Source organism: Paenibacillus sp. FSL P2-0173, assembly GCF_038008045.1.
Classification (GTDB): Bacteria; Bacillota; Bacilli; order Paenibacillales; family Paenibacillaceae; genus Paenibacillus; species Paenibacillus polymyxa_B.
This window is the reverse complement of the sequence record NZ_JBBOYK010000007.1, coordinates 163,676-182,755: the sequence shown is the minus strand read 5'-3', so window position 1 is coordinate 182,755 and position 19,080 is coordinate 163,676. Positions and strand designations below refer to the sequence as shown.

Below are 19,080 nucleotides of genomic sequence, written 5' to 3'. Positions count from 1 at the left end.
GCAGAAAAGCGGCCACTTTTTTTATTGTTAACAGAATTGTCGATTATTTGTCCGTTTTTTGTGAAAAACATCTCTAAAAATAAAATTTCTCTTGCAAATTCAAAATTTCTTATTAATACAAAGATGACATAATAAAAACGTTATTTGTGTATCTTAAAGAAGTTATATTAAAGAAAAAAGGGGACTCCTTACAGTTATCATCCTACACTGCTCGAAGCCCCACATTGTTGTTTTCGGTATATATTGCTTTAAATCATTTTTAAATTGTATTAACTGCGGCCGTTTTCCTGGTCTTCCTTCTTGCGTGCAATGACAAATGATTTCCCAACTAGAAAAATAAAAATCCCGGCAACAACGCAGCCAATACCTGTCATTAAATATATATTTCGATCAGTTAAATTACCTATATCAAGCAAAATAAGGATAATTCCTGCAATACAGGCGATCCAAGCGATAACAGATACCGTGCGGCTCATTTGGTTATCATTTGATCCTGATTTCCTAACATTCGAAGCCATACCCTCCACTCCCTCTGGTTTAAAATGGTTTAAAACGCCCTCGTCAGGTATTTTTTTCAGTATGCACACTTCTTATTTTTTTATTCCTGCTGTCTCTACATACTTGAAACAACCTGCATTCATCTTGGTTATTATTACCCCAGAGGGCCTCCTATTCAAACAAAAGGGAGCAGAGACAGGCGTAAATCTGCTTTATTTTCAAAACATCTCTTCGTTTAACGTCTGGTCTCCAACCAGTTATTACTTACTACATTTCGATACCAATAGTAACTTTCCTTCGGGGTGCGGACCTGTGTGCGGAAATCGACATGAATCATGCCAAATCTCATATTATATCCCTCTGCCCACTCAAAATTGTCCATAAGTGACCATGCCATATATCCTTTGACATGAAGGCCGTCATGAATAGCCCGGTGTACCTGCACCAAATGCTGCTGCATATACGAAATCCGACGGTCATCCTGAACCTTGCCATTCACGACATCATCGTTGATGCAAGCCCCATTCTCTGTGATATAAATATCGAGGTTACCGTATTTTTGCAAATAATGCAGTACCTCGTACAGCCCACGCGACTCCACTGGCCAACCGATATCCGTTACAGGTAGCCCCATATTGATTTCTTCAGATTGAAGAAACCCGGCTTCAGGATTAAAACGATTAACTGACATAGCATAGTAATTGATACCGATCATATCAATAGACTCGCCGATAATATCCATATCCCCATCCTGAATAGGCACGGTGGCTCCCTGCTCCGCAAACCAGTCTACCAAAAACTGAGGATACGAGCCTTGATAAATAGGTTGAAGAAACCAGTCACTGTGCAGGGAAATGGTGCGCGCACAAGCGGCTTTATCTTCCTCAGATGTGCTGTAAGGAACAGCCCAGGAGACATTGGGAGCGATACCGATCTGGCCACTGGTGCCCAGCTCGCGGAAGCGGCGCACAGAAAGACCATGCGCAACTAGCAAATGATGTCCTACATCAATGGCTGTCTGAAGATTGGTCAGACCCGGGGCATGAACACCCAGCATATTGGATAAAAAGGCGATGCACCACGGTTCATTGAATGTTAGCCAATGGTGTATTTTACCGTGAAATTCGCGGAACATCGTTTCTGCAAACTGGACAAATGCTTGAATCGTGCGACGATTCTCCCAGCCTCCAGCATCCTGAAGCGCTTGAGGCAGATCCCAATGGTACAGTGTACAAAACGGTTCAATCCCATTTTCGTTCAACAAATCGACTACGCGATGATAATAGTCCAATCCTTCTTGATTGACTTCACCGTCACCATTGGGAAATATACGCGGCCAGGACACTGAAAAACGGTATGTACGAATGCCCAGCTCCTTCATTAGGCGGATATCTTCCTCGTAGCGATGATAGCTGTCACAAGCTACATTGCCGTTATCACCGTTGAATACTTTGCCAGGCGTATGGGCAAAGGTATCCCAGATCGACAAACCTCTCCCATCCTCCTCATAAGCTCCCTCGATTTGATAGGCTGCCGTCGCGGTCCCCCACATGAAGTCCTGCGGAAATTGAAAAATGGTCATAATGTCTCTTCCTCTCCTTTAATTATAATCGTATGTCCGTTCGTTATTTCCTGCTCTTTGGTAAAAATCCATGACAAAATGAATCCTCCATGCTCAGGATCAGGCAGAGCCTGACGGGCATCAGCGCTAAACGGATGTGCACTGCGAATCGTGCAGCTTCCTGCTGAGATGGATGTGGCCAGTTCAGCACGGACAAGCCGGGAACCGGACCATTCCATACCGACCGTCATCCCGCCATGTCCCTTCAATCCACTGACCCGTCCCTCCGCCCATGCCGTTGGCAGGGCAGGCAGTAACGTCAGCTCTCCCGGACGGCTTTGTAGCAGCATTTCTGCGATCCCCGCCGCCGCACCAAAATTACCGTCGATCTGAAAAGGCGGGTGAGCGTCGAATAAATTAGGATAGGTCGATCGCGACAGCAACGTGCGAACATACCGATGTGCGGCATCGCCATCTTCCAGTCGAGCATACAGGTTAATCAACCAGGCACAGCTCCATCCGGTGTGCCCACCACCGTGATCAAGCCGTCGACGCAGCGATATACGGGCCGCCTCAGCCAGCTCCGGGGTATCACGGATGTGAATTTGTCGACCGGGGTACAACCCATATAGATGCGAGACATGCCGATGCCCAGGCTCCGCTTCCTCAAAATCGACAAACCATTCCTGTAACTGACCGTGACGGCCAATTTGATAGGGCATTAACCTGTCCCGTGTCTCCTCGCAGCGGTTGCGGAACTCATCGTCTAATTCCAGCAGGTCCGCAGCTTGAATGCAGTTACCCAACAGCTCCCGAATTAGCGTCATATCCATGGTGGAGCCCATAGATATACTGCATTCCTCGCCGTCCGGCGTTTTGAATTTATTTTCAGGTGATGTGGATGGGGATGTCACAAGCCAACCCTCCGGGCCTTCCACGAGCCAGTCCATGCAAAAGGCTGCCGCCCCCTTCATGAGTGGATAAGCTTGTTCTGCCAAATAGGCTGTATCCAGGGTAAACAGATAGCGCTCCCATAGATGGGCGGTCAGCCATACACCCCCAAGCGGCCAAAACGCCCAACTGGCATGGCCCCCTGAAGGTCCAGCGTATCTCCACACATCTACATTGTGATGAGCTGCCCACCCTTGAGCACCATAATGGATGGAGGCTACCCTCCGTCCCGTGCGAGCAACTTCTCCAATCATGTGCAGCAATGGTTCATGGCACTCGGCAAGATTGCATACCTCTGCGGGCCAATAGTTCATCTGAGTATTAATATTGGTTGTATAATTACTGTTCCATGGCGGCTGCACCCGGTCATTCCAGATGCCCTGAAGATTGGCAGGCTGACTCCCCGGACGCGAGCTGCCCATGAGCAAATAGCGGCCATACTGAAATAACAGCACCTCCAGCCCCGGGTCGTCCTGACCTTTCTGATAACGTTCTAATCGCAGATCGGTCGGTAGAACGGAGTCGTCGGTTAAAGTATCACCTCTCAGTTCTAATACAACGCGGTCAAACAGCTTTCGGTGATCCTGTTCATGGCGTTGCCGCACCTGCTCACTTCCCAGCGAAATTGCTCCGTCTAAAATGACTTGACATGCTTCTGCTGACTCCGTTGCATCACTATTCGGCATAGCATGAAATCCCTGAAATCCGGTAGCTGCTGCCAAATACACCGTGATTTTATCCGCGCCTGAGATGATCAGTGCTCCATCAGCACCCTTCGTCAAGGTTCCTCCCTCGGGAATAACCCTCGCCTGAACTGCAAAAGCCATCCCCAAATCATTTTCATAAACAACAGACTGTGGATGATCGCCGTGATAATTAGATTCCACATGACTGGGCGCTCGTCCAGTCAACGTAATAAAGTCCCCGGACGGCTCCTCGGATGGAGCGTCCTCCTTATCGCTATCCCATTTGGATGAATCACCAAAATGTATATCCTCTCCAACCTCGTCTTCACAAGGATGGAGGGAAGTGATGCGCACGGATGCATGGATCTTCCCAAGCTTATTCGCAGTCAGTGACACCATCATGACTCCATCTGGCGCACTGGCGATAACTTCACGGGTATAGCAGACTCCATCACTCTGAAAAGTGACCGCTGCCGTTCCGGTCAGCAAATCCAGTTCCCGTTCATAATGCGCTATTTCCCCTAGACCCTCCTGCGTAATCCACAAATCTCCCAAAGGCTGATAGGCTTCCGTATCGCGACCTAGCATATTCGCATTAATCAGTTGTTCCGCTTCCTTGTATTTTCCATCTGCAATCAGCTTTCTGACAGGCTGCAAATATCGCAATGCATCATACTGAACGCCGTCTCTGGGAAATCCGGACCAGAGCGTATCCTCGTTTAATTGCAAATGCTCCTCTCTGATTCCGCCAAATACCATAGCTCCCAGTCTTCCATTGCCGACTGGCAATGCTTCCTCCCATACCTCAGCAGGCTGGCGATACCATAAACGCAGGGACTGTGGTCTTTCGCTTTTCGTCACATCAAACCCTCCCCTATCAAGATCAAACAGAGCGCTAATCCCGTATGGACCACAAGGACAAGCGCTCTGTCATTCCGGCATTCAAAATTTCGTTAAAAGCAGTCAGCTATTTAGAAGCCTTGCCACTCCATAACTCCACTCTGTCCTTCACCAGTTGCGTGTATTGCTGTTCCATTTGGACAGCTCCGGCGGCATCCAGTTCTTTAATCATGTTGTCGTATACCGTATCAAAATTGGAAGCCGGTGCTAAAATAGCTTCCGGTATACGTTTGCGGATAATGTCTGTCGTTTTTTTGAATGTAACGTTATAGCTGGATTCATTGTCTGTTGTCAGGTTATAGGCTGCGCCCCAAGGCTTTACATCAAATTCTTTCTTGTCCGGGAACAGATCTTTCCACGTTTTTACGCCATACGCTTTAAGTGATTCTTTCTCCGGCTTCGAATAAGCCGCGATAATTTGTTCCGGGAATTTGGCAGTATAGTAGTTACCTGTAGGGTCCTTCACGCCGTCACCATAGTGTCCGCTGATGAGCGTGTACAAATCTATACCCGTAGATTTATTGAAGTTGGTTGTATTGTTCGTTTTTTGTTCCAGTACATCAGCAGGAATGACACGTTTGCCGTCTTTAATTTCATAATGCTTGCCTTCGATCCCCCAGTTCACTAGCACCTGTCCTTCATCGGAAGCTAAATAATCAAGGAATTTAATAGCCCGCACCGGGTCCTTGCAATTCTCTGTAATACCTACTCCATAACCGGACGTGAAGCCCGTATCCTGAAAGGAACGATCCTTGTATTCCTCCGAAAGTGTAACTGGAAAATGCGCGTAGCTGGATTCGGATTTACCTGACGCTTTTAACGCATTTTCGGCATCCTGATAACCCCACTCCTGGTCGATCAGACCGAGGACACGGCCGCTGGCAATTTTGGATTTGTATTGATCACTTTTTTGCACAAATGAATCTTTATCGAGCAGTCCTTCATTGTACATGTGGTTCAACCAACGGAAATATTCCTTTTCTTCCGGACGTTTGTAATGAAGCTTCGCTTCAAATGTTTTGGGATCAATAAAATATTCACCATCATCCGGCGCTCCAGTCGTCTGGAAGGCAGGATTCGTTACGGTAATCATAATTCTCCAGTCGTCTGCATCCAACGTGAGTGGGATCGTTTTTTTGCCATTGATCGTCGGATGTTTGGCTGCATAGGTTTTGAGTACGTTTTCATAATCCTGTAGCGTTCTTACCTTTGGATATCCTAGCTCCTTGAGCACCTTATGCTGAATTTCAAATCCCCCCGTCGCGTCAAAACTCTCCTGTCCCACACCTGCATACGTAGGAAGGACATAGATGGATTGATCTTTATTACTGTATTTCAAACGATCCATATAGGGTCCATATAGCTTTTTGAGATTGGGTGCATGATCGTTGATCAGATCTGTCAGATCAATCATGGCCCCCGCATCCACAAGCTTGTTAATATTCGCTTTAGGAGAAACCAAGTCCGGGTATTCTCCACTTGCTGCCATCAAAGCAATTCGGTCATCTCCACCTCCACCGCTGACATCAAATTCCGCATTCAAGGTTACACCTGTTTTCTTGGTGATTTCCTTGCCTATTTCATCCTTCATTCCATTCCATTGTGGGCTTGTATCTGCTCCGAAAAAGCTAAACGTAATCGGGTCTGTGCCGCTGGATGTGCCTTCCTTCGCTGCTTTATCGCTTCCCCCACAACCTGCGAGTGCGGTAAGGGACACCGCGAGCAAGGGAATCAGTGCAAATCTGGACCAGTGTTTTTTCATGTATAAATCCTCCTATATTCCTATGATGACTTCTCCTGCAAATAACTGCTATTTCACTACCGGAATCCCGGTTTTTATGATTTCACTGCCCCCAGTGTCATACCACCTACAAAATACTTTTGCAGGAACGGATATACCATCAGAATGGGAAGTGTAACCGTAATTGTAATTGCCATTTTTATCGACTCTGGTGAAATTTGAGCCATTTGCTTAGCCATATCGTTACTATTCGTCATACTGGAGCCACCTTGCTGCGTACTTTGCAGTATCTTCATCAGCTCATACTGTAGCGTCGTCCATTGCGGCGCCCCACCATTATACAAATACGTATCAAACCAAGCATTCCACTGACCTACTGCCAGAAAAAGAGCAATCGTTGCCAATACTGGTTTGCATAGCGGCAAAATAATTCTCCAGTAAATCGTAAAATCATTCGCCCCATCGAGTTTGGCAGACTCCTGTAGCGCATATGGCAAACCATCCATAAAGGAACGAATAACAAACACGTTAAAAGCGCTAATTAAGCCTGGAAAAATGTACACCCAAAACGAACCCAGCAGATGCAGATCACGCATCAAAATAAACACGGGCACCATCCCGCCAGAAAAATACATCGTCAACGCCAAAAACGTAGAAATAAACTTACGAGCGCGAAACTCGACCCGACTCAATGTAAAAGCAAGCATAGACGCGCAAATCAATCCGAGTACTGTTCCGACCAAAGTACGAAGAATAGATATTTCCAGTCCCTGAAGAAGGCCATCGTACTGGAAAATCGTTTTGTAATTTTCGAGCGTAAATTGGCGGGGCCATATATAAATTCCACCGCGAACCGTGTCCGTTGAATTGTTCAGGGAAATCGCAAGTACGTTCAGAAACGGGTACAGCGTCAACACCACGATCAGAGCCATGAGGATATAATTGAACAGGTCAAACAGCTTCTCAGACCGGGTAGCATTAAATGCCTTATTCGTCATTTCGCTTCTCCCTCCCTACATGATGCTTTCTTTGGTCAGTTTTTTGAATATACCGTTCGCCGTAAACAACAGCAAAATGCTAACCAGTGAGTTGAAAATACCAATTGCCGTCCCATAAGAGAAGCGACCCAAATTAATCCCGTAATTGAGCGCGTACAGATCCAACACCTCGGAATAATCCGTCACGAGACTATTGCCAAGCAAGAACTGCTTTTCAAAACCATTGCTCACCAGATGCCCAATCGCCATAATGAACAGAACGGCAATCGTCGAGCGGATACCCGGCAGTGTAATATGCCACATCTGTCTCCAGCGGCTCGCTCCATCCACGCGCGATGCTTCATACTGTTCTTGATCAATTCCGGTGATTGCAGCTAAATAAATAATCGTATTCCAACCTGTCTCTTTCCATATGTCGGAAGCGGTTACAATGTACCAGAACCAGCTCCCCTTTGCCATGAACTGAATCGGCTCATCCACAATATGAAGCGCTACCAATATATCGTTGACAATGCCTCCATCAATGGACAGCATTTTCGTGACCAATCCAGCCACAACTACCCAGGATACAAAATGCGGGAGGTAGGATATCGTCTGCACAAACCGTTTGAACAGCATTCCCCGCAACTCGTTTAACAGAATTGCAAAAAAGATCGGTACGACAAAACCAAATATAATCCCCATCAGGCTCATCGCCAGTGTATTACGTAATACTAGATAAAATCGTTCGTCCTGAAATAACTCAATAAAGTTATTCAGCCCTACCCATTTCTGGTCCGTAAAGGATTTAGCTGGCTTATAATTTTGAAACGCCATCGTCCAGCCCCAGAGCGGCAGATAGCTGAAAACAAACACCCATATGACGAAAGGAATGGACATAAAATAAAGATACTTTTGCTGCTTCACACTGTCCCACAAGCCTTTTCTACCACGTTCAGGCTTCGGTCCGCGAGCCTTGCGCGGTCTTCCCCGGTTGGATTCAGGAATCACAGCACCATTATTGGAAGCGGTTTCAGTTGAAGATTCCATAACAAGCTCCTCCTCATCTCTAGATACTATTATCATACTTTGCTGGCTTGGAAGCGGGTACCCGACGAATTAGGAGAAAAATCAGTTCAAAATTAGATATATGAGGGGTCTCTATGCCTTCCAAGCATAACTTTTTTGCGGATTCCAAACAAAATCGATCCTATAGTGAAAGATGACTAAAATTGTATTGGGGTTTACATTATAATCAAACTTGACAAACTTATTGGATGGAGGAGACTTTATGGAAACTAACGTAATAATATTACCTCTTTTTCATGTTGCAGGTTACAGAATCGAAGCCAATATTAATGAATTTGAGTCTGGTCTTGGCAAGAGCATCTATCATTCATTAATTGAAAGAAAAGATGAAATTCGGGACAGGAAAAATGAGAATGTAATTTTAATGCAAATTTATCCCATGAAGCCTGATTTTAATCCTCAGGTAGATAAGTTTACAAATATAATCTGTTATGAAATAAGTAAACTAGGTGAGGTTCCATTAAATATGATAAGTCATACTGTAAATGAAAGTAAGTATGTAACTTTCACACATAAGGGGCTTGAATCGGAGCTTGATCATTCGTATGACTACATATATGGCCAATGGATTAAAGATACCGGAAATGAACCGAAGGATTACGATTTTGAAATTTGGGGTGAGAAATATAATCCAGAAAGTTCAGACAATGAGATTGAATTATTTATAGCATTGAAATGAACGAGACACAACAATAGCCCCCAACACAAAATGTGTTGAGGGCTATTGTTTGCTTAGGTCAATCTATTCCTAGTTCACAGGCTCGGATGATCCAGCTCATACAGGTTGCGGTATCGGGGCTGCTCCTGCCAAAGCTTTTCATGACTGCCCCGCATGGAAATGACCCCTTTTTCCATAAAAATCACCTCGTCCATATGCTCCATTCCTGTCAGATGATGCGTGATCCAGATCAATGTTTTGCCTTTCAGCACACGAAACATCGTCTGCATGAGTTCATGCTCTGTCAGTGGGTCAAGTCCCACTGTTGGCTCATCCAGCAAAACAATCGGGTGATTTTGCAGCAAAATCCGCGCCAGTGCAATTCGCTGTTTTTCTCCACCGGAAAAACGAAGCCCCGTCTCCTGCATTCGGGTATCGTAGCCCTCCGGCAAAGAATCAATTAGAGTTCCAAGCCCTACCTGCTCTGTTACTGCACGAACCTCATCCAGCGTAGCATCGGGTCGTCCCAGCCGAATATTGTTCGCTACCGTTGTATCGAATAAATACGGCTGCTGGTTTAGCACCGCAAATAAACTGGAGTATGCTCCACCTGTATATACGGGAATCCCTGCGACAGTGACGCTACCTTCATCAGGCTGCAATGCTCCCTGAATCAGGTTCAGCAGCGTGGACTTGCCCGCACCACTGCGGCCAAGCAATGCAACCTTGCCCCCCTGCGGTACGTGTAGGGAGATATTACGCACGCTCCATTCCTGCGTTGCCGCATAGCGGTAGCTTACGTTGTTCAGCAGCAGGTCTCCTCCGAGGCCCAATCGCATAGCGGTAGCCTGTTCCTCTAGAATGTCTGCTGTTCCGCCTGCTCCCGGTGTAGGTGTGTCTTTCTCCGAATCCTTTAACCGTCGAAGTGAATCCTGATACTCCGGTGCATGAACCACCGCTTCTCCAGCGCGAACGAAGGCATCCAGCAATGGAAAAGCCACAAGGGCAAAGGATGCCAGCCATGTGGCTTCTATACGATTCTGTGCTACCAGTCCCCCGGCCCACACAGTCATAATCACAATCCCGCCGCCTACAACGCATTGTGCGATCCAATGAGAACGCCACTCGCTCCGGCGAAGTGAATTCTCCATCACGGCAGCCCTATTGTGCCGTTGTGTAAAGGTACTCAGGAAATGCCCAGTCCGTCCGCTCAGCACCAGGTCACTCATGCCGAACAGAGCATCCGTCAGCTCCTGATAGGCTTTACTCCGTTCCTGCTTGAACATTCGGCGTTTGGCGAGTGAGGTCCATAGTGAGATAGCTGGGGCAATAAAAAGCAAAAATCCGCCATATAGCGCCATGAGCAAGGCAAAGGTTCCGTCCATCCGTCCGAGCGCCAAGATGCCTGCTGCATAAATCAACAAAGCCGATAGCGCAGGCAGAACTAGCTTCAGATAGATGTTTTGAAGCTGCTCAATATCCTCTGCCAGCAATCCTAATAGATCCCCTGTACGGAATTTGCTGCGAATCATCAGCGCCTGCGGTTCTACTGCCCGATATAAGCGTACCCGCATACGGGACACCAGACGCAGTGCGGCATCATGCCCTACCAAGCGCTCCAGGTACTGAATAACCGCTTTACTAAAGCCAAATGTTCGCACAAGCACAATTGGAACGTACACCATTAATATATTTTCCGGTTTTAAGGCCGAACGGGTAATCAGATGACCGGACGTAAAGAGCAACGCGCCCGCACATCCAATGGCCAGCGCGCCCAAAAGAGCAGCTACCAGAAAGGCCCAAAAATATTGTCTCAGATACGTCACAAACCAGCCTTGTCTGCTATTGTCCGTTACTCTCATATCGTCCGTTCCCTCCTTCCGATATCCCCGTCAGCAATCGGTAATATGCTCCCTTACGGGCAATCAATTGCTGATGGGAGCCTACTTCTTCCAGACGACCTTGATCCATCATCCAGACACAGTCCATTTCTGGCATCCAATGAAGCCGGTGGGTGGCAAGAAACATTCTCTTATGTTTCAAAACCGATAAAATCGTCTGTTTTAGCTCCCATTCTGTCTCAATATCCAGATGGGCCGTAGGCTCATCCAATAAAACGACCGGACGATTACTGAGCAATGCCCGCGCCAATGCAATCCGTTGCGCCTGCCCTCCGCTCAGTGTCCGACCTGCTTCACCAATGGGCTCATTCAATCCACCCGGAAGACCGTCTACCAGTTCACGCAGTCCAACCGCGTCAATCGCCCACTCTACCTGCTGGTTGGATGCCTCCGGTTCATAAAAGCGGATATTATCTGCCAGAGAAGCGCTAAACAGGTATGGATGCTGTGGAATATAGGCAATATGCCGTTGCCATTCAGCTTTGGCAACCCCAGCCAATCCGCATCCATTCAGGAGCAGCTCACCCGAAGTGGGATCAGCAAAGCCGCCAAGCAGACTGAGCAGCGTCGTTTTACCTGCACCGCTAGCTCCAACGATACCGATCATGTTCATGAGCGGTTCAACATTTGCAGACACATGTTCGAGCCGAGCCGAACCGTCTTCATTAAGGAGGCACACATCAGATAGCTCGAGACTATCCTGTCCCGTGATGTCCAATCTTTTATCGCTAGCTGCCTGTTTATTCGGCTCGTTCGCATCATCTTCTGTACTGAGAATGGAGCGTATTGCTCCCCAAGCCTCCTTACCATCCAGTGAAGCATGATAGTCTGATCCCAACTGGCGTATGGGCATAAAATATTCTGGTGCCAGAATAAGCACCGCAAGCGCTGCCTCCAGACCCACCGAGCTACTAATCAGGCGCAGCCCCAAGCCTACCGCGACAAAAGCGACCGATAGCATACTAAAAAAATCGAGGGCAAATGAGGAAAGAAACGCTACCCGCAGCGTGCGCATCGTTGCTGTGCGGTATTGGTCGCTGACCTTCCCAACCGTTTCCCCATGCTCTTGGCTACGACCCAAAAACCTTAGTGTCTGAAGTCCACGTAGCGAATCCGTGAAATGGTGAGATAACAAACGATAGGAACGCCATTGCTTGTCTGCCTGCTTCCGCGCTGCCAAGCCGAGCAAAATAAAGAAGCCCACCAGAATCGGCATCGTAGTCGTCAAAATTACACCTGAAATGACATCCAATGTGAAAACATACACAAGCACAAGTATAGTTACAGCCATCATGTCAATCATTCGAGGAATGGACAGTTCCAAATACGTGCGAAAACGATCCATGCCGTCCAATGCTAGCGTCACCAACTTGCCGCTGCCTTCCTGCGCTGCAAAACCCGGCCCCCGTTCGAACAAACGTGCAAGCAGACGCTCCCGTAAGGAAGCGCCTGAAGCTTCGGCAAAACGGCCGGCTGTCCGACGTTGCAGCCAGATCATCGTATGCCTCATTGCAAAAGCAGCGAAAAACAACGCCAGCGACGGCCAAGCCATCACCAGCGGATTTTTATTAAATAAAATCGTAACAGCCTTTGCCAAGAAGACTGCTTGTGCAATCACAGCAGCCCCCTGGAGCAGGGAAAGGGCAGCCAGTAGCAGCATTACTGGCCGAATGCCCTTTAATTCTAACCATGCCTTATCCATTAGTATTCCAAATGATCCTTCTCACTGAGACGCTTATGGAAAACAAAATAGCTCCACGCCTGATAAGCCAGCACAAAGGGTAAAAGCGTTGCTGCAACAATCGTCATGGCTTTCAGTGTGTAATGACTGGAGCTTGCATTATAAATCGTCAAATCAAAAGCACTGTTAATCGAGCTCACCATAAATCTTGGGAACAAACCAACGAATAACGAAACGAAGGTCAGCAAAATCAATGCCCCTGTCATCCCGAAGGCCCATCCTTCGCGGCGCTGCTTCAGGAAGTACCACGTCAGCACATAGGCGACAATTCCCACTGCTACCGCAGCATACATAAAGGGACCGCGACGTGCAAATAAATCCGTTGCAAAATAAGTCCATACCACCATGCCAGCGAGTAAAATGCCCAATACCGGAAGAAATTTGGACGCAATCACGCGAGCACGATCCCGTACTTCTCCAATCGTCCGCAGGGAAATGAACGTCAGCCCATGCATTAGGCACATTCCGACCACTGTCAGTCCAATCCATACGGTGTATCCATTGAACACATCGGAAAATCCAGCTTTCAAATCCATGTTTTGCTGAATAGGTACACCTTTCACCAAAGCCGCAAAAGCCATACCGAACAGCATCGGCGGTAGAAAGCTACCAATCAGAATGCAGGCATCCCACGTTCCTGTCCACCATTTCCCTTCAGCCTTGCCGCGGAACTCAAAAGAAACTCCACGCAAGATCAAACCTAGCAAAATAAAGACAAATACCAGATAATATCCGCTGAACATAGTTGCATAAAAATGCGGGAAAGCGGCAAACATCGCACCTGCTGCTGTAATCAGCCACACTTCGTTGGCATCCCAAAATGGACCAATCGTATTGATCATCAAACGTTTTTGTTGGTCATTGCGCGGTACCAATCCCGTGGCCATCCCCACGCCAAAATCAAAGCCCTCCAGAAAAAAGAAACCGGTAAACAACACTGCGATCAATAAGAACCATAAATCATTTAGCGTCATTATTGTCACCCCCTTGGGCAAATGGATCATGAATTACCGTTTGCTGATGTGGCTCGATATCTGGACCTTTGCGAGCCGTACGGTAAAACAGAAATGCCAGCACACCTGTTAAAATTAAATACAATGTGGTAAATGAGATGAACGAGAACAGCACTTCTCCTGCCACAACCGTAGGCGAAACAGAATCTTTTGTTTGAAGCAAACCAAATACAGTCCACGGTTGGCGACCTATTTCGGTCATGATCCAACCAGCAGTATTCCCAATGAATGGAAGGGATATCCCCCATATCATAAGACGGAAGAACCAGCGATGTGAACCTTCCAGCTTTTTACGGAACGTCAGGTAAGCACCGTATAAAGCGAGTGCAATCATGCCACATCCCGCCGCAATCATAATACGGAAGCTCCAGAACGTGGTACGTACTGGCGGGATATAATCGCCCGGACCATAGGTTTTTTCATATTCTGCTTGAAGCTCATTCATACCAGGCACAGAGCCGGAAAATTTACTATAAGATAGAAAACTCAGAGCAAAAGGAACTTTAATTTCAAAGGTATTTTCCTTCTTTTCAGGATCAATACCCGCGATAACTGTCCAAGGAGCGGGGTCACCGCTGTTCTCCCATAAGCCCTCACTGGCAGCCATCTTCATCGGTTGTGTTTTCACTAAATATTGAGCCTGACCATGACCAAACAAAGGAATAGCAATGGCACTGATTAAGGCAACAATAATGCTCAATTTAAAAGAAGGTTTAAAAAAGTCCATATTCTTTTTGTGCATCAGCTTCCATGCACTGATACCCGCGATAAGAAATGCCCCCGTTGCAAAAGCAGCAAACAACGTATGCGGAAATTCCCATAACAGTTGTTCATTCGTTAACAGAGCAGCAAAATCTTTCATTTCTGCACGTCCATTTTGAATCTCATATCCTACTGGACGCTGCATGAATGAATTAGCAGCTAGAATCCACAACGCCGATAACATCGTACCGATAGATACCAGCCACATACAGATTAAATGGACCGTTTTGGACAATCTTTCCCAACCGAATACCCATAATCCGATAAAGGTCGATTCCAGGAAAAATGCAAGCAGCGCTTCAATCGCCAGCGGCGTACCGAATACATCACCGACAAAACGGGAAAAGTCCGACCAATTCATCCCGAACTGGAATTCTTGCAAAATCCCGGTGACTACGCCCAATGCAAAGTTAATCAGCAGAAACGTTCCCCAGAATTGAGCCATTTTTTTGTACAAGTCATTTTTTTTGATAACATACATAGTCTCCATAATTGCCACCAATAACGACAATCCAATGGAGATCGGCACATAAACAAAGTGAAGAATCGTTGTAGTTGCAAACTGCAACCGTGCCAAATCCAATACGTCCATGATGTTGCTCCTCCCCCTGCACTTCTCTTAACATTGGTTTATAGTGTCTGTAATCTGAAGTCTTCTACATTAGTGATAGTATTCACATTCTTACATATGCAGCGGTCACTTTTTAGAAAATGACTCACTCAACTACCTTCACCATGGTTGTCATGATCCGGCTTCAGATTATCCCCATTATATAGAATAAATTTAAATGAAATAGAATCGAAAATGTGAACATCGTGTCAAAGCCGTGTCAAAATGGTGTCCATTTGATGAAAACGCCCTAAACTCCATAATGAATGTGACATTTTCGATTGATCTATCCATTTATCCACCATAAAAAAAGAGCCTCTCTTCGTTCGGAGGTTGTACCTCCGACATCTGCAAGAGAGACTCATTGCGCTAAACCTAGGGATTCTATCAACAGCCATCTGTTCCTCCGTTCTTTTGAACCCGATTACGGTAGGAGGAAGGTGACATTCCAACATACTTTTTAAATTTACTATGAAAATAATCTGCATTCGCATATCCCACGTGTTCCGCCACCTGGTGTACCTTAATTCCTTGTGCAAGCAATTCCCTTGCTCGCTCAATCCTCACCTTATCCAGGTAGGCATTAAAGGCCTCACCCGTATGACTTTTGAACAGTTTGCCCAAATAGCCACTATTATAATTGAACATATCTGCCAGTAACTCCAGTCGCAAATTTTCATCATAATGACTATGTATAAAGTCAATCATTTGTTTCATGATGATGTCCTTGCCACTAGGATCAGTCTGGCCAATCCATTGCAACACATGCTCCAGCGAGTGATCCACCAGCTCGCCCAATGTGGAATAAGCATATACATCGGTTATAAAGCTGGAGTGCTCCTCTAGCACGGTTCGGCTGTGATCCTGTCCGGCTGCATACTTGTTCAACGCCAGTGTGAATGTTTGGGCGAACGCCGCCTTGATTGCAGATTCTGTGCGATAAATCCGTGGAAATTGCCCTTCCATTTCCTTAATGACACGGGTTGCAGCTTCACTATTAGCCATATCTAGCGCATAGTACAGCTTTTCTGCATAACGTATGGGATCATCTGTGGCACTATCAGACGCTCCACTCCTTTCAGTCTCGACTGTCTCCAATTCGTGTAGGTCTCCGGAAAGCATGGCTCTTTCTGCCCGGAACAAAAACGTACGTTCTAACAATCGTAGTGCCTGCTCAAAAGACCTAGGAATGTCGTTAAGAATGGCTACAGGATCACCGGCAGCCACATAAATTTCCTTTGCCCACGGCTTTAGCTCCTGTCGCCAAGCAGCCAGTAACTGAACAGCATCTTTCTCCGTTTTTAACGTGGCGGGAAGCAAAAGACCCATATATATTCCAGCCTCAAACACGATACCTCTGCCCTGCTCATGGCACAATTCTGTTAGCCGCTGCTTTGCTGCCGCCAGCCGAGCTTGCCGATCCCAGTCAGGTATACGTAAATCCAGCAGAATAACCTGATAGCTACTCCAGTCCAACGCTGGTAACACGGGCTGTTGTCCATGTTTTCCGTTACCGCTTTGATGTTCAGCTTGCTTGGATGCTCTGTGAAGAGAATCGCTGCTTTCCACAGCATTACGAGCATGCTCTTGATGAACCGGAAACAATAGTGCTTCGATCCAATTACGCTCATGGGAAGGCGGACTTCCCCATTTGCCATCTTCTTTCTCGTCCTCAATGTTTTGCCGTACCCGTTTCAACTCTGTCGTCATTTCTTCCTCATCAACTGGCTTCAGTAGGTAGCCATCCACCCCGAAGCCCATGGCTTGCCGTGCATAATCAAAGTCTGCATATCCGCTTAATATGAGAAAGTGAAACGGCTCTCCGTTCTTTTCACGTATGCTTCGTATGACCTCCAGCCCACTCATCCCGGGCATACGAATATCTACAATGACCAGCTCCGGTCGATGCTCTCCGAACTTATCCAGAGCCTCGCGTCCGTTCCCTGCCGTATCGACAATACGGAAGCCACAATTCCCCCAGTCAATAATGGAGGACAATCCTTCACGAATCGCAGGCTCATCATCTACAATCATTGCTTTATACATTCGACTCTTCCCCCCTTGGTATGGAAAAGTATACGGTTGTTCCTTCTTGTAATGCGCTTTCAATATGCAGTCCATAACGTTCGCCGTACATCAATGTTAGACGTTGATGTACATTACGCAGGCCAATACTGCTTCCTTCCGGCTCTTCCGTCCCCCTGATCCGAGCTAGCAGACGGGTCAGTTGCCCAGCTTCCATGCCAATCCCATCATCTTCTACTTTAATTTTTAGCTCTCTTCGTTCTATTGCAATATCTACCTTCACGGTAACTGGCTCTTCCTTATTTTCCAGGCCATGAATGACTGCATTTTCCACCAGCGGTTGTATGATTAAGGGAGGAATCGACAGGTCCGTCGCGCTTTCTTCCAAATTCACTTCATAAATCAAACGATTTCCAAATCTGAACTGCTGAATTTGTAAATAGGATCGCACCATATCCAGCTCCTGTAGTACCGTCGTTTTACCACTGCCAATCTCCAGATTCCGGCGCATCAGCCTGCCAAGCAAACGCACCGTCGTTGCAATTTCCGCTTCCCCATTCAGATGTGCTTTCATTCGAATGGATTCTAACGCATTAAACAGAAAATGCGGATTAATTTGGCTAGCCATCATTTTTAGCTTGATATCCTTTTGTGCCAATTCCAGTCTGTTGTTATGCTCACTCGTCTCATAGACCTGCGCCATGAGTTGGCGAATACTGTTCACCATATAGTTGAAACGGCGGGATAAATCCCCGATCTCGTCCCTTCCCTCCACACTCGATACCACATGAAAATCGCCCGCGGCTACCTTACCCAGTTCATAGCTCAACCGCTGTAGGCGTTTGGTAATCAGCCAGGAAATGATGGTGATCAGAATCAGTGCCATAACCAGCACCGCAAGAACACATAGAGCACCAATCAAGCTAATTCGGTTGGCTCCCTGTACAATATGCTCCGTCGAAAACACTGAAATAATCGTAAATCCGCTCACACTGGAGGCGGGCAGCAGCTCATCCACGATGATGTTGGAGGACTTTCCGTTGATTTTCGCTTCATATATTCCCTTACCCGCACGCTGAACATCAAAGCCCAAATGTAAATCTCCCAACGTCTGACCCACCGACTGCGGACGAGTAGCTGCGACCACAATACCATTACGATCTGCAATCAATGTTTCAAAGGGCTCCTTGCTCAGCATATCATTCAACTCGGTCTGACTCAGCGATATCATCAGAACTCCCTTGGTATTATATTCGGGAAATGGAATTTGCCGTACCAGGCTCAGGCGATTAACCGGGTTATCTTCCTTATCCTGAATGTAAAACCAGTTAATCGCCGTCCCCTTCAAAGCCGTTTGGAACCACTGCTGCCGCTCAATGTTAGAGTCCACTGGAATAAACTCCAGATTATTGACAAGCGTCGGATTGTACGAATAGAACCGGATGGTAGCAACCTCTCTATATTGCTGAGTATACTCATTAAAATCCTTGTATTGATGATACGCATTCATCAGCTCTACCATACCCGGATACCGTCTGTTCGCCATCTCCCTCAGCCTCTTATCGAACATGAGCCCATTTGAAATATCCGTTGGCACACGCAGTAAATTTGCCGTCTGGCTCTTGATCTTTTCCACATTGTTTACTGTCTGGGCAATTGCACTATTCAATGCCTGCTCTCGCAAATAAAAAGTAACGCAGCCGCCTACCACCAGCACCGGGATCATGACAATCAGTACATAGGAGAACAGCAGCTTATTCCGCATACGCATATTATTCATCAGAAGCCGTACTCCACGATTCATGTCATCCCTCCCATAAGATAAGCGCTTACATTTTTGTGTATTTTCACATCCTCTATCACGAGCTACATGTTTCCAGTTTAAAGCTTCGTAACCTCTATATCCATATTTTTTTGCAAAATTAAAAAAATGTGGCGAACGGAGTCACCACACTTTACGGATCATG

Annotated in this window: 13 protein-coding genes; 1 reads left to right on the top strand and 12 read right to left on the bottom strand. The window is 46.7% G+C overall.

Going from position 1 to position 19,080, the window contains the following annotated elements:
• Window positions 1–269: 269 nt before the first annotated feature.
• The 6 genes from MKX30_RS25875 to MKX30_RS25850 form a co-directional block, all read right to left on the bottom strand.
• The gene (locus MKX30_RS25875; RefSeq protein WP_013311984.1) at window positions 270–518 is read right to left on the bottom strand and encodes a hypothetical protein; all 249 of its coding nucleotides are present in this window, start codon (window positions 516–518) and stop codon (window positions 270–272) included.
• A gap of 215 nt (window positions 519–733) precedes the next feature.
• The gene (locus MKX30_RS25870) at window positions 734–2,080 is read right to left on the bottom strand and encodes a GH1 family beta-glucosidase (RefSeq protein WP_341063853.1); all 1,347 of its coding nucleotides are present in this window, start codon (window positions 2,078–2,080) and stop codon (window positions 734–736) included.
• A complete protein-coding gene (locus MKX30_RS25865) occupies window positions 2,077–4,557 on the bottom strand; it encodes a glycoside hydrolase family 95 protein (RefSeq protein ID WP_341063852.1) in 2,481 nt (826 codons plus the stop codon). The genes MKX30_RS25870 and MKX30_RS25865 overlap by 4 nt, the downstream gene beginning before the upstream one ends.
• Window positions 4,558–4,663: 106 nt before the next feature.
• Complete coding sequence (locus tag MKX30_RS25860; RefSeq protein ID WP_023990332.1) at window positions 4,664–6,358, bottom strand: ABC transporter substrate-binding protein; 1,695 nt, start codon at window positions 6,356–6,358, stop codon at window positions 4,664–4,666.
• A gap of 74 nt (window positions 6,359–6,432) precedes the next feature.
• On the bottom strand, window positions 6,433–7,335 hold the full coding sequence (locus tag MKX30_RS25855) for a carbohydrate ABC transporter permease (RefSeq protein ID WP_341063851.1): 903 nt from the start codon (window positions 7,333–7,335) through the stop codon (window positions 6,433–6,435).
• Between the two features lie 15 nt (window positions 7,336–7,350).
• Entirely contained in the window at window positions 7,351–8,364 is a 1,014-nt protein-coding gene (locus MKX30_RS25850; RefSeq protein ID WP_023990334.1) for an ABC transporter permease, read from the bottom strand.
• A 241-nt stretch (window positions 8,365–8,605) separates the two neighbouring features.
• Between MKX30_RS25850 and MKX30_RS25845 the strand changes: the two genes are divergently transcribed.
• Window positions 8,606–9,082: a GyrI-like domain-containing protein gene (locus MKX30_RS25845; protein ID WP_341063849.1), complete on the top strand. Its 477-nt coding sequence runs from the start codon at window positions 8,606–8,608 to the stop codon at window positions 9,080–9,082.
• A 74-nt stretch (window positions 9,083–9,156) separates the two neighbouring features.
• Here MKX30_RS25845 and cydC read toward each other — a convergent pair whose 3' ends face one another.
• From cydC to MKX30_RS25815, 6 genes are all read right to left on the bottom strand, one after another.
• Window positions 9,157–10,923, bottom strand: coding sequence for a thiol reductant ABC exporter subunit CydC (gene cydC, locus MKX30_RS25840; RefSeq protein ID WP_341063848.1), 1,767 nt, complete (start codon window positions 10,921–10,923; stop codon window positions 9,157–9,159).
• On the bottom strand, window positions 10,904–12,664 hold the full coding sequence (gene cydD, locus MKX30_RS25835; RefSeq protein WP_341063847.1) for a thiol reductant ABC exporter subunit CydD: 1,761 nt from the start codon (window positions 12,662–12,664) through the stop codon (window positions 10,904–10,906). Before cydD ends, cydC begins: the two co-directional genes overlap by 20 nt.
• Entirely contained in the window at window positions 12,664–13,677 is a 1,014-nt protein-coding gene (gene cydB, locus MKX30_RS25830) for a cytochrome d ubiquinol oxidase subunit II (RefSeq protein WP_068938260.1), read from the bottom strand. The genes cydD and cydB overlap by 1 nt, the downstream gene beginning before the upstream one ends.
• Window positions 13,664–15,070 (bottom strand): cytochrome ubiquinol oxidase subunit I, encoded by a 1,407-nt coding sequence (locus MKX30_RS25825; protein ID WP_068938261.1) that lies wholly within the window; start codon window positions 15,068–15,070, stop codon window positions 13,664–13,666. The genes cydB and MKX30_RS25825 overlap by 14 nt, the downstream gene beginning before the upstream one ends.
• Before the next feature lie 405 nt (window positions 15,071–15,475).
• Window positions 15,476–17,134 carry a response regulator transcription factor gene (locus tag MKX30_RS25820; RefSeq protein ID WP_341063846.1) on the bottom strand — a complete coding sequence of 553 codons (1,659 nt, stop codon included), beginning with the start codon at window positions 17,132–17,134 and terminating at the stop codon, window positions 15,476–15,478.
• Complete coding sequence (locus MKX30_RS25815) at window positions 17,127–18,917, bottom strand: sensor histidine kinase (protein WP_023990341.1); 1,791 nt, start codon at window positions 18,915–18,917, stop codon at window positions 17,127–17,129. The genes MKX30_RS25820 and MKX30_RS25815 overlap by 8 nt, the downstream gene beginning before the upstream one ends.
• Window positions 18,918–19,080: the final 163 nt, after the last annotated feature.

Bases quoted from the DNA above. Each gene is read 5' to 3' on its own strand.
- MKX30_RS25870 (WP_341063853.1), bottom strand. From the start codon at position 2,080: ATGACCATTTTTCAATTTCCGCAGGACTTCATGTGGGGGACCGCGACG.
- MKX30_RS25860 (WP_023990332.1), bottom strand. From the start codon at position 6,358: ATGAAAAAACACTGGTCCAGATTTGCACTGATTCCCTTGCTCGCGGTG.
- MKX30_RS25875 (WP_013311984.1), bottom strand. From the start codon at position 518: ATGGCTTCGAATGTTAGGAAATCAGGATCAAATGATAACCAAATGAGC.
- MKX30_RS25820 (WP_341063846.1), bottom strand. From the start codon at position 17,134: ATGTATAAAGCAATGATTGTAGATGATGAGCCTGCGATTCGTGAAGGA.
- MKX30_RS25855 (WP_341063851.1), bottom strand. From the start codon at position 7,335: ATGACGAATAAGGCATTTAATGCTACCCGGTCTGAGAAGCTGTTTGAC.
- MKX30_RS25850 (WP_023990334.1), bottom strand. From the start codon at position 8,364: ATGGAATCTTCAACTGAAACCGCTTCCAATAATGGTGCTGTGATTCCT.
- MKX30_RS25815 (WP_023990341.1), bottom strand. From the start codon at position 18,917: ATGAATCGTGGAGTACGGCTTCTGATGAATAATATGCGTATGCGGAAT.
- MKX30_RS25845 (WP_341063849.1), top strand. From the start codon at position 8,606: ATGGAAACTAACGTAATAATATTACCTCTTTTTCATGTTGCAGGTTAC.
- MKX30_RS25825 (WP_068938261.1), bottom strand. From the start codon at position 15,070: ATGGACGTATTGGATTTGGCACGGTTGCAGTTTGCAACTACAACGATT.
- cydC (WP_341063848.1), bottom strand. From the start codon at position 10,923: ATGAGAGTAACGGACAATAGCAGACAAGGCTGGTTTGTGACGTATCTG.
- cydD (WP_341063847.1), bottom strand. From the start codon at position 12,664: ATGGATAAGGCATGGTTAGAATTAAAGGGCATTCGGCCAGTAATGCTG.
- cydB (WP_068938260.1), bottom strand. From the start codon at position 13,677: ATGACGCTAAATGATTTATGGTTCTTATTGATCGCAGTGTTGTTTACC.